This is a genomic window from Shewanella sp. VK101 (assembly GCF_056497865.1).
Genome location: NZ_CM151402.1, coordinates 550,113 through 560,767, shown reverse-complemented (window position 1 = coordinate 560,767; position 10,655 = coordinate 550,113). Strand labels below are relative to the sequence as shown.

The window sequence follows — 10,655 nt, the reverse complement described above, 5'->3', positions numbered from 1 at the left end:
TTAATTCATTGATTTTATCGGCTGGCGGGCGTTAAAGCTGCTAAAAATTCGTCAGTTTGTGTAAGCGAGCTTACAAACATCCGGCCTTGTGCAACAGCGACCGGGTTTCGGCCATGGGCAGGCCCACTACCGCAGAATAACTGCCTTCAATCTTGGCGACAAAGCTGCCACCCAGCCCCTGAATGCCATAGGCTCCCGCCTTGTCCATGGGCTCGCCCGAAGCAACATAGGCCTGAATATCGGCATCGCTCAAGTCGCAGAAGTACACCTGGGTGACCACCATAGCCGCCTCTGTGTGCTTGCCATCGGTCAAGGCCACGGCAGTCATCACCTGATGACTGCGGCCACTTAGGCTCTTGAGCATGGCGCAGGCATCGGCCTTGTCCACGGGTTTACCCAAAATTCTGTCGCCCAATACCACTATAGTATCTGAGCCCAGCACTAGAGTATCAGACCCTTGCTGATGTTCAGGGTTCCCGCACCACAGGGCTAAACCTGCTGCCGCCTTCTCTTCGGCCAAACGGCTGACAAACTGCTCCGGGGTTTCCCCGGCTTGATGACTCTCGTCGATATCGGCGGGCAGGATCTCAAAACCAAAGTTCGGATTTCCCAGCGCCAGCTGTGCCAAAAGCTCGCGGCGTCTGGGGGAGGCTGAGGCCAAAATCAGCGGCATATTAACGTACCTTGTAGTGGCGCCTGATGCGGCGCAGTATCCAGAAGACCCAGGGCCAAATGACCAGGCTGGACAGGGAAGGCAGGAATAGCTCCATGGTGAAATGCGCCCCTGATACCACAAACTGGGCCCAGAAAATAATCAGATGATAGAAGCAGATCAAGCTGGCGATCACCAAAGACTGCTGCCACATGGGGAAGTTACGCAACTTCTGAAAGTGCAGTACCACCACATAGATCACCAGGGAAATGGCCAGTGCGCGGATCCCCAGGGTAGCTCCCAGTAGAATATCCAGTAGCACCCCCAACACCCAGGCGGTGAGAATATTGTATCTGTGGGGCAGCGCCACGGCCCAATAGATCATCACCAGCACCAACCAATCGGGGCGCCAGGCGCTGAACATTTCCGGTACCGGCATGATCTGCAGCAGCATACCCAGCAGCAGGGTCAGCCATACCGCCAAACGGCCATTGGCATTTTCCAGACTCATGATTCGGCTCCACTGTTGGCGTCGGTTGCAGCCGGCTCTTGTGACTCAGGCTTGGCGCCGGGATGGTCTTCAGGCCAGATAAGCAGCAGATAACGGATTCGATCCAGCGCCGCCAGCGGCTGCGCCGTGACCTTAAGGTAACTCTGGCCATCGTCCCGGGAAACCGAAATCACCCGCGCCACCGGATAACCTTCCGGGAAGCGGTTGCCCAGCCCGGAAGTCACCAGCAAATCGCCGACCTTGATGTCGGTACTCTTGGCCACGTGTCTGAGTTCTATCTCATCGAGTTCGCCTATGCCGTTGGCTATCAGGCGCACATCGTTGCGGGTAATACGCACCGGCAAGCCGTGTTTGGGGTCGGAGAGCAGCAACACCCTGGCGGTGAGTTCGCTGACCTGCACCACTTGGCCGACAACCCCCTGGGCATCCACCACGGGCTGACCAACAAACACGCCGTTGCGGCTGCCGTGGTTGATCACCACATAGTGATGGAAGGGGTCGCTGGCTACTTCCATCACCTCGGCCACCATCTTGCGCGAGTCCATATGCACCGGCGAGCCCAGCAGTTCACGCAAGCGTTGGTTTTCCTGGCGCAGGTGTTCAAAACGCTGCAGTCTTTCACTCATCAGCATTTGCTGGCGCAAGAGTTCTTTGTTTTGCTGCTCCAGCATGTCACGGGTCGCCAGACTCTGGGCAGACCAATCCAGCAGCTCACCTGGCACATTGGCCAGGTACTGTAGAGGGCTCAGTAAGGATGCCAGCGACTGTCTCGCAGGTTCGAGACGATCATTGGCAACCAGCAGGATCACCGACATGAGCACTGCCAGTGTCAACCTGAACTGATTTGAAATACCGCGAACAAAAATAGGCTTCATAGAAAAGCTAAGGCGGTAAGATACCGCCTGTGCTGGAAAGTATTAGTTTTCTTCTGAGAACAGGTCACCGCCGTGCATATCGATCATCTCCAGTGCTTTACCGCCGCCGCGGGCCACACAGGTAAGCGGATCTTCGGCGACCATTACAGGGATCCCGGTTTCCTGCATCAGCAGACGGTCCAGATCCCGCAGCAAGGCACCACCACCTGTGAGCACCATACCGCGCTCAGAGATGTCGGACGCCAACTCTGGAGGCGACTGCTCCAGTGCTACCATCACGGCACTGACAATGCCCGACAGCGGCTCTTGCAGCGCTTCGAGTATCTCATTGCTGTTCAGGGTAAAGCTTCTCGGTACCCCTTCGGCCAGATTACGGCCGCGCACTTCAATCTCCAGTACTTCATCGCCTGGATAAGCCGTGCCGATTGTGTGCTTGATGCGTTCGGCTGTGGCTTCACCAATCAGGCTGCCGTAGTTGCGGCGCACATAGTTGATGATGGCATCGTCAAACTTGTCACCACCGATACGCACGGAAGAGGAGTAAACCACGCCGTTGAGCGAGATGATGGCCACTTCAGTGGTACCACCACCGATATCCACCACCATGGAGCCAGTGGCTTCGGAAACCGGCAGGCCGGCCCCTATGGCGGCTGCCATTGGCTCTTCAATCAGGTAAACCTCACGGGCGCCGGCGCCCATCGCTGACTCCTTGATCGCGCGGCGTTCAACCTGAGTGGCACCTACAGGCACACACACGAGTACCCTGGGGCTTGGACGGAAAAAGCTGTTGTTGTGCACTTGCTTGATAAAGTGCTGCAGCATCTTCTCGGTCACGTAGAAGTCGGCGATAACCCCATCTTTCATTGGGCGGATGGCCTGAATATTACCGGGGGTACGTCCCAGCATCTGCTTCGCCTCAGTACCGACGGCGGCCACGGATTTCTGCCCAGAGCTGCTTCGTTCGCCACGGATGGCGACCACGGAAGGCTCATTCAATACAATGCCTTCTTCACGAACATAAATGAGAGTGTTAGCTGTACCCAAATCGATCGACAGATCGTTAGAAAAAATGCCACGCAGCTTCTTGAACATGTAACTAGCCTGTATTCTGTGGAGTCAGAAGAAATGAAAATCAGCTAACTTTATCAATGCCTCCGGCATTCCACAAGACTCGCGGGGTTAACATTCGCTAATCCGTGAGGGTTTTTGGCATATATCTGTAAAAGCTGTCGCAATGCGCTGAGATAAAGTTGCCAAAAGCTTGGATCATGCCAATCCCTTGACATGATTTGTGTGCTTATTAAGCAAAAAAGGTTTGCACCAACATAAAGAGCCCGGCCGACAAAACTATGGTCATAGGCAGTGTCAGTACCCAGGTCAACAGAATTTGTTTAATAGTGTTTTTCTGTACTCCGGAGCCATTGGCCACCATGGTGCCGGCCACGGCCGAAGACAGGATATGGGTGGTAGATACCGGCATGCCTGTCATACTGGCGATACCGATAGAACCGGCGGCGGTCAACTGCGCGGCGATACCCTGACTGTAGGTCATGCCACCGTTACCAATTTTCTCGCCAACCGTGTGCACAATCCGGCGCCAGCCCACCATGGTGCCGCAACCCAAAGCCAGGGCAACGGCCACTATGACCCATAGCGGCGCATATTCGGTCATGGCGTTAAGCTGACCACGCCAATGTTTTAACTGACTGACTTCTGCAGCGGGCAATGGCTGCTTGGCCAATTTGCGGGTACTGTCATCGATACAAAGGATCAGCTGCCTGGCTTGCCGGCGCTGTTCCTGAGTCAGCTGTTTAACCGTATTCCCTTGCTCAAGGAGCCTATCCAGGCTTTGCATCGAAGCGATGGCCGAGTCCTGACAGCGACTGTCGGCGGCGTGCTCACCCAGGTTAGCCACCAGTTGCGGGTTGCGCTCATACAGGGCCATGATGCGCCGGTTGGCATCCTGAGCCTTATCCATATCGAAGCTTTGACTGTTCAAGTCCAGGGCAAAATAACCCGGCGCCATGCAGATAAGCACCAACATCACCAGACCTATCCCCTTCTGACCATCGTTGGAACCATGGGCGAAACTCACCCCCATGGCCGAGGCTATCAAGGTAATCCGGGCCCAGAATGGCGGGTGCTTCTTGCCATTGACCGCCATCTGCTCTGCCGGAGTGCGATGCAGTTTGGGCTTACGCCAGATACGTTTCATCACCAACAGCAAAATCGCCGCCAGAATAAAGCCCAGGGTTGGAGACAAGAGCAAGGAGAGCATGATATCTATTGCCTTGCCGGTATTGACGCCATCCAGCGGCGATTGGCCGTTGAGCCAGGCATAGGCACCACCGACCCCCATGATGGAGCCGATCAGAGTGTGGGAGCTGGAGGCGGGAATACCGAAGAACCAGGTACCCAAATTCCAGACGATGGCCGAGAACAGCAGGGAGAACACCAGCAGCAGGCCTTGGGAGGAATCCATGTCCAACAAGAGCCCGACCGGCAGCAGATGCACTATGGCGTAAGCCACACCGAGCCCCCCCAGCAACACCCCGGCAAAGTTGAACAGCGCCGAGGCCAGCACTGCGCCTCTGGCCGGCATGGCATTGGTATAAATCACAGTGGCTACCGCATTGGCGGTGTCGTGGAAGCCATTGATGAACTCGTATGCCAACACAAAAAGTACAGCCAGGATCAGCCCCAAAGACCAGATCCACCCCAAACCCGCAAGCGCTTCCAACATAATTTAATCAGCCAAATACAGCAGAGGCTGTCGATTATGCTCAATGTGAGTTGAAGACAAAGTTAAATTATCTACATCTTGGCGCTTTAGTGATTTGCTTCACACTGTTGTTATTCGGCTTCAGTTAACTTCCCGCCAACTGATGATCCTGTCGTTGCCGCGATAGCGGCCAAAGAAGGCACTGGCTCTGGGGTCGCTAAGTGTGCCGTCATTGAGACCATTCCAATTCCAGTACCACTGCAACCATTCAGGCGTTTTGAGCGGCGCCGTCACCTTACCGCGATAGCCGGAGCTTCCGAGCGCACGCCACAAGAGTTCAAACTCGCCGCCAAAGGCAGTGACTGTGTTGCCGCCGCTGGCGAAGCGGCTAATACTCTGCCCGGCACTGAGCGCAGGTTCATAGCGGTAACCCAGGGTGAGTTGATCCTGTTGATATTCAAGCGGCGTGTTGAACACACTGCAGTTATCCAGCTCGTTCAAACGCCAGCCACTGCCATCCCAATACTCTGTCCTCGCCGCCATGCTCAAAATTTGGGTTTCCGGGCCAAAGGTATTGTCCAACAGCAAACGCCCATGGCGCATCTTTTGGCTACCAAGACGCACGGCGCTGCAGCTGCCTGCCACAGAGCAGTCACCGCTGAAATCGCTTTGCATATTGCTCCCCTGCAGCTTGGCAAGCTTGTCCGGATCCTGAATTTCCAGGCCTATATCCAAAAGCGGGAAAGGCCCGTCTGTTGCAACCGGGTCCTTACGGGCAAACTTGAGTTGCCCTTGGAACTCAGCCAGGCCATCCACCCAGGTATCTGAAGTGATCTCGCCCCCCGAAACCCGGCTGTCCAAGGCCACTCCGTCGAATTGATTGACTGCCTGATAATGACTGTAAGCCTTGGCAAAATCACCGACATAATTTTGAGTCACTTGTCTATCCAGTGCCAAAGCGCTGACTTTATAACTGACTTCAAATGGCTGATCCATGTAACTGAAACCATTACAGGCCGGCAGCAAACTGGGTTCATCGACTCGGAAAAAAGCCGGCACAAAACGCCCGACGGGCATTATGGTTTTGCCGCTCGGCCCCTGCCAATAAGCGCTGCCCACCAGACTCGGGAAGGCCACACTACCCTCGTAGGGCAAAGGCGCCGTGACGCCGAATTCAAACACCCCAACCTCACTGACCGCCTGAGCGAGCCGGTTATTCTCAGGCGTTTGCTGGCGCAGATGATCATACTGCTGCAGTTGCAGTTCACCGGGTTGACCTGAAGCCGGTGCAATCAACTTATGCCATAAAGAGAGACCCGCCTGTTGATAGGACGGAGTAGTAAGGTTTTTACAGAGATCGGCATTGCCATACTCAGACCAAGCCTTGGCGCTGATGCTAAGTGGGAAATTTTCCTGCGCTCGCCGAAAAGGCGCACAGGAGGCATCCGCGGCCTGGCAGTATTGCTCTACCTCGATACAGAATCCCAACGGGAAGCTGACAAAATCATCGGCGCCGTGCATCACCAGCCCGGCATCCCCTTCGCTGGTCGTTCCCGTATAGAGGGTGTTTAACTCGACCCGACCGGCATCGGCATAATTGATATCGATTCGGCTTTGGCCTTGACTATCGAAGGCCAAGGTCAGCGGCGTGGCGGCAGCTGGATTGCTGTCTATATCCTGCCAGCTCAGGGCGCCTGTCGGTTTCAGTTGCACCTTGGGTGAACCGACAACTGCCGACAGCGCCTCACTCCAGAACGAAAGCGTCTTGTTGGTACTGGCAAAGGCCGGTACACACTGGGCTGTGCCATCTGACTTCATAGCCTTAACAAGCACTCCTGTCTCTGGCTTGTTGGCCAGCTTATCTGCCACATCAAAAATGAAACCACTATCGGCAAAACTCAGGCGACAGGCGGCCGTATTCAAGGGACCGCTGCCTCTTCGGCAAAGGGTATCACTGCCTGGGCGGGTGGCCGGAGTCGAGGAGGAAACCCCCAGTGTCAGCGGCGTTTGATCAAACTTTTGCAGTTGAATTTGGGTACTGCCACCGTTGAAAGTCACCGAACTTGCCGGTAACCAACGGCCGTTACTGACGGGGTTAGGGCTCAGATTGGCGGTAACAGTACCTGTGAAGAGCTCTGAGCAGCTGGCATTTTTACAGGCCCTCAAGGTGATGGGTTCGGCACGACAGGTAAAAGGTGCGCTGCTGTAATCAAACTCAAAATGATGAACCTGCTCACCCACTGCCTTGGAGTCCAAAGCACAAACCTGGAAATTGTCTATCTCATGGTTGTTGTTGGAACCGCCGGTAGAGCCGGTAAGCGACAGGTAAAAATCTGTCGGAACACTCCCTTGGCCTATAAAATTCCGGGCATTAAATGGGCTCACCAGAGTTTGGTAACCGGCACCTGTATCTCGCTCAACAGACACCATGGCCATGTTGGCCTGGCGGGAATCGACAGTAATCTTATACCTGTGCCCAGGAGCGGGGTAATAGCTGCTACGCACATCTATCTTGGGATAAATATTGGCAACTGTACCTGTCAGGTATCGATAGGAACCGGCCTGAGCGCCCCGAATAGACACGGCTTGACGGCGAAACCCCGGGCCTCCGATACGCCCTTCTGTGGGGTTGGAAAAGTTGCCGTATTCATCCAGTGCCACCCCCAACCAGCCACCGGCAAAACCCGGGGTACCATCATTACGCTGGGCATAACCCAAGGCGCCACCAAAACTGCCCGGCTGTGGCGTCACGGCCGCATCAGAAAGGATCACCGCCACACCATCACCGCCGGTACCACTCTGGGGCGACCAGGCGTAATAATCAAATTCAACTGTTACCAGGTTGCCTTCGGCCGGAAATAAGCGCTGATAGGTACTGGAGGTTGCCTGATTGCCTCGGGCAGGAGTCAAACGCAGACGTCCGCCCACAATGCTGGGTGCCACTGAGTTGCCCAGCACCTTGATGGCCCAATCATCAGCCGATAGGGAAGCCGAGCTGAAGTCATCGCTGAAACACCCCAGCACTGGCGTTTGGTCATTACTGCACATGCCGCCAAAATCGGCATCATCGACTGCACCGAGATCGATATCCACATCCGAGTTACCGGTAATCACCAAAGCCCCCCCAGATGCCAGAGCGCCATCCAAGGACCCATTTTCAGCTATCTGCACTGCACCCTCGACATACAAGATCGCATTTATGGTGTCATGACCATTGATACTCAAAGAGTTACGCACATAGATGATCAGATTCTCGGCCTTTCCACCTGGGTTCAGCGTGGCATTGTTCAGCTCTAGGTCATCGAAATATAACCTGGTGGTCGTTGTTGTTGGATTCAGGAAACTGCCATGGGAGAACCTACCGCGATCAAAATCATAATCTCCCGGAGCCAGTGACTGATCACAAAAAAAAGGATCAAACCAACTTTGTCTACAAGTTAAGTTACCACGGCTAGGCGGCAGATTGGCAGGCGGCACAAAACCATCATTGAAATGGTTCCCTGTCGGAGGGTCGGTAAATATATCACTGCACTGAGGCACCGCCAGTGCCAGCGCAGGCAGGCCGCCAAGCAATATCCCGAGCAAGAGTAATATGCGACTATTCACGGGCTTCCACCTCCACAACCCGGCTCACTCTCAGGCATTGACTGTCATCTGCCGCGCCCACACCACAACTGCCGCTCTCGCATACCGCCGTGCTGCGAATACGATACAACTTGGTACTGCCCGGGCTGGTGTCCTGGCTTAAGGTATCGCAACTAAGCTGGACATTACAGCCGTGAAATCCGGTCACATCCGGCGCTGTCCAGCTTGAACCCACGGCGGCGCAGCCGGCAATGCCGCCGCTTAAGGGAAACAGCCTGGCCAGAGCCGCATCGGCGCCGCTGTTGGCGGCGTTGAGCGCCCTTAAGCCCCAGACTTCCAGGTTGACGCCCTCGTCGGCGTCGCCGCCAACCCGCAACAGAGTCACCGCCAACAGCGACATCACCAATATTACAAAGATGGCTATCACCAAGGTGCTGCCGCCCTGATGCTTTTGCGCATAACAGTGATAATTTCGACTAAGGAACATTGATCACCTGCACTTGATGTTGATACTGAAAATGCTCTCCGACGACCGAGAACTCTGGCCGCAATTGCACTATGGCGTTGTTGACCAGAGTGGCAGGCAACAGCTGCACCGCCGGGTTGGTGGCAATATCATTGCTCAAGCCTTCGGCCATCAAGGCTCCAGAGCCCATAGTATCGGGCAGAGGTTGACCGGCATGATAACCATAGTTGCTATAACGGCGAATGCTGCCATCCACTGAAGAAAAACAATAGCTGACAGGTTGCCCGGCCACATAAAAACGCTTCGCCGGTGAGGCTTCGGCAAAATTAACCGCAGCGGCAAACTGCAAGGTCAGCTGTGAGCCATTGAGCACCACCTTATCTATGGCGTGGCGCTTGTTGCTGCCACTGCCATAAATCTCCGCATTGGTCAGCGGGTATACCAACAGCTGTTCACCGGCCGAAATAGCCGTTGCCGGCGCAAACACTGTGGCATTGTCCGCCTGGACATCCGGCGCCAGTGGCAATGACAGATAACTGCCGCTGGCACTGATGGGCAGAAACTCCAAACACTGCAGCTGAGAGCTGGACTGCAACCTGAGACTGGAAGGCACGGCATTACGCAGCTCCCGGCTCAGTCGCTCCATCACGAAACGACTGCTGCCCAGCACTCTGTCGACGGCGGTAGAATCCACAAAAATACGGGTACCAAAGATAATAAAGCTGCTGACACCCACCACCAGAATCCCCAGGATAAGGATCACTGTGACCAACTCCACCAAGGTAAAGCCCTTGGCGAAACCTTGTCCTTTGATCTGTATGAATCTCTTACCCTGCCTGCTGCGCATCAGAAATTACTCCTCAGCACGTCGTAACGGATAGCCTCGCCCGCAGGGGTAGTTACCGTGACAGTCACCAACTTGCTGTTGGCTTGATACTGGGATACCTGGACGCTGAGACTGTACCCAGGGTAGTGACTCAGGTAACTCAGGCTGGAATTAAGCATCAGGCTCTGCTCGTTAAGGCCATGGTAATCGTCGATATCGTCAAACTGATCCCGACTCTCACCATCCGGGCCATAATCGCTAACCTGGGTACAACTGACACCGCCCAAACCGTCACAGGCGGGTAGACCACCGTTGGCGCCGCTATGCTCATCATAACGCTTGCCCCAGATTTCATTGATCACAGCCTGAGCCAACTCGGCGCTGCGCACTCTATGCAGGGTCTGCGCCGCGTGATCGCTTTGGGGAAACAGCACACTGGTCAACAGCACCAGGGCGATACCGAGCACCAACATGCCGATCACCAGCTCTATCAGGGTGAATCCCCGCGCTTCAGCCCTCATGGATATAGCCCTCGGACTCTATGGCGATAGTCAGGGTTTCATCGGCGACCACAGAGAGGCAGGCGCCACTGCAGGCAAGGTTGGTGCGGCCCAAAGCATCGAACTGGATCTGAAAACTGTCAGCACCGTTACTTTGAAGCAGTATCCGGGTATTACGCGGCAGACTTTCGGCGCTATTGTTGCGGATGACGCTCGTACAGTCCTGGGTCAAATGGCTGAGTTGATAAGCGCCGCTGCTGATGGAGAGCCGATAGCAACGGTCGGGATTATTGAGTGCCAACATCTGAGTCTTTTGCAACTCGGCAATCAATTCCTGTCGCAGCGTCCAGGCGCTGTAACTGCTGGAGGATACCAATTTTGGCAGCACCACGACGGAAAGTATGGCCAGCAACATGATAGTCACTACCAACTCCACCAGAGTAAATCCCCGGGTGCCTGTCCCCTTGGTCACAGCCATATGATTTCCCGCCAATTCCATACTCAGTCAAGTATGGCAA

At 55.0% G+C, this 10,655-nt stretch carries 10 protein-coding genes; all 10 read right to left on the bottom strand.

Annotation, left to right across the window (positions count from 1 at the left end; genetic code table 11):
* Positions 1-70: 70 nt before the first annotated feature.
* Positions 71-673, bottom strand: a complete 603-nt coding sequence (locus ACSHSR_RS02615) for a Maf family protein (RefSeq protein ID WP_045282606.1) — start codon at positions 671-673, stop codon at positions 71-73.
* Between the two features lies 1 nt (position 674).
* On the bottom strand, positions 675-1,163 hold the full coding sequence (gene mreD, locus ACSHSR_RS02610; protein WP_025011856.1) for a rod shape-determining protein MreD: 489 nt from the start codon (positions 1,161-1,163) through the stop codon (positions 675-677).
* Positions 1,160-2,038, bottom strand: a complete 879-nt coding sequence (gene mreC, locus ACSHSR_RS02605; RefSeq protein WP_345852347.1) for a rod shape-determining protein MreC — start codon at positions 2,036-2,038, stop codon at positions 1,160-1,162. Before mreC ends, mreD begins: the two co-directional genes overlap by 4 nt.
* 42 nt (positions 2,039-2,080) lie before the next feature.
* A complete protein-coding gene (locus ACSHSR_RS02600; protein ID WP_025011854.1) occupies positions 2,081-3,130 on the bottom strand; it encodes a rod shape-determining protein in 1,050 nt (349 codons plus the stop codon).
* A 208-nt stretch (positions 3,131-3,338) separates the two neighbouring features.
* A complete protein-coding gene (locus ACSHSR_RS02595) occupies positions 3,339-4,781 on the bottom strand; it encodes an inorganic phosphate transporter (RefSeq protein ID WP_208185121.1) in 1,443 nt (480 codons plus the stop codon).
* 120 nt (positions 4,782-4,901) lie between these two features.
* Complete coding sequence (locus ACSHSR_RS02590) at positions 4,902-8,366, bottom strand: DUF6701 domain-containing protein (RefSeq protein WP_208185122.1); 3,465 nt, start codon at positions 8,364-8,366, stop codon at positions 4,902-4,904.
* Positions 8,359-8,832, bottom strand: coding sequence for an MSHA biogenesis protein MshP (locus ACSHSR_RS02585; protein WP_109247112.1), 474 nt, complete (start codon positions 8,830-8,832; stop codon positions 8,359-8,361). The genes ACSHSR_RS02590 and ACSHSR_RS02585 overlap by 8 nt, the downstream gene beginning before the upstream one ends.
* Complete coding sequence (locus ACSHSR_RS02580; RefSeq protein WP_096141121.1) at positions 8,822-9,658, bottom strand: PilW family protein; 837 nt, start codon at positions 9,656-9,658, stop codon at positions 8,822-8,824. The genes ACSHSR_RS02585 and ACSHSR_RS02580 overlap by 11 nt, the downstream gene beginning before the upstream one ends.
* Positions 9,658-10,158 (bottom strand): type IV pilus modification PilV family protein, encoded by a 501-nt coding sequence (locus tag ACSHSR_RS02575; protein ID WP_045282604.1) that lies wholly within the window; start codon positions 10,156-10,158, stop codon positions 9,658-9,660. Before ACSHSR_RS02575 ends, ACSHSR_RS02580 begins: the two co-directional genes overlap by 1 nt.
* Positions 10,148-10,615: a pilus assembly FimT family protein gene (locus ACSHSR_RS02570; RefSeq protein ID WP_044735296.1), complete on the bottom strand. Its 468-nt coding sequence runs from the start codon at positions 10,613-10,615 to the stop codon at positions 10,148-10,150. Before ACSHSR_RS02570 ends, ACSHSR_RS02575 begins: the two co-directional genes overlap by 11 nt.
* Positions 10,616-10,655: the final 40 nt, after the last annotated feature.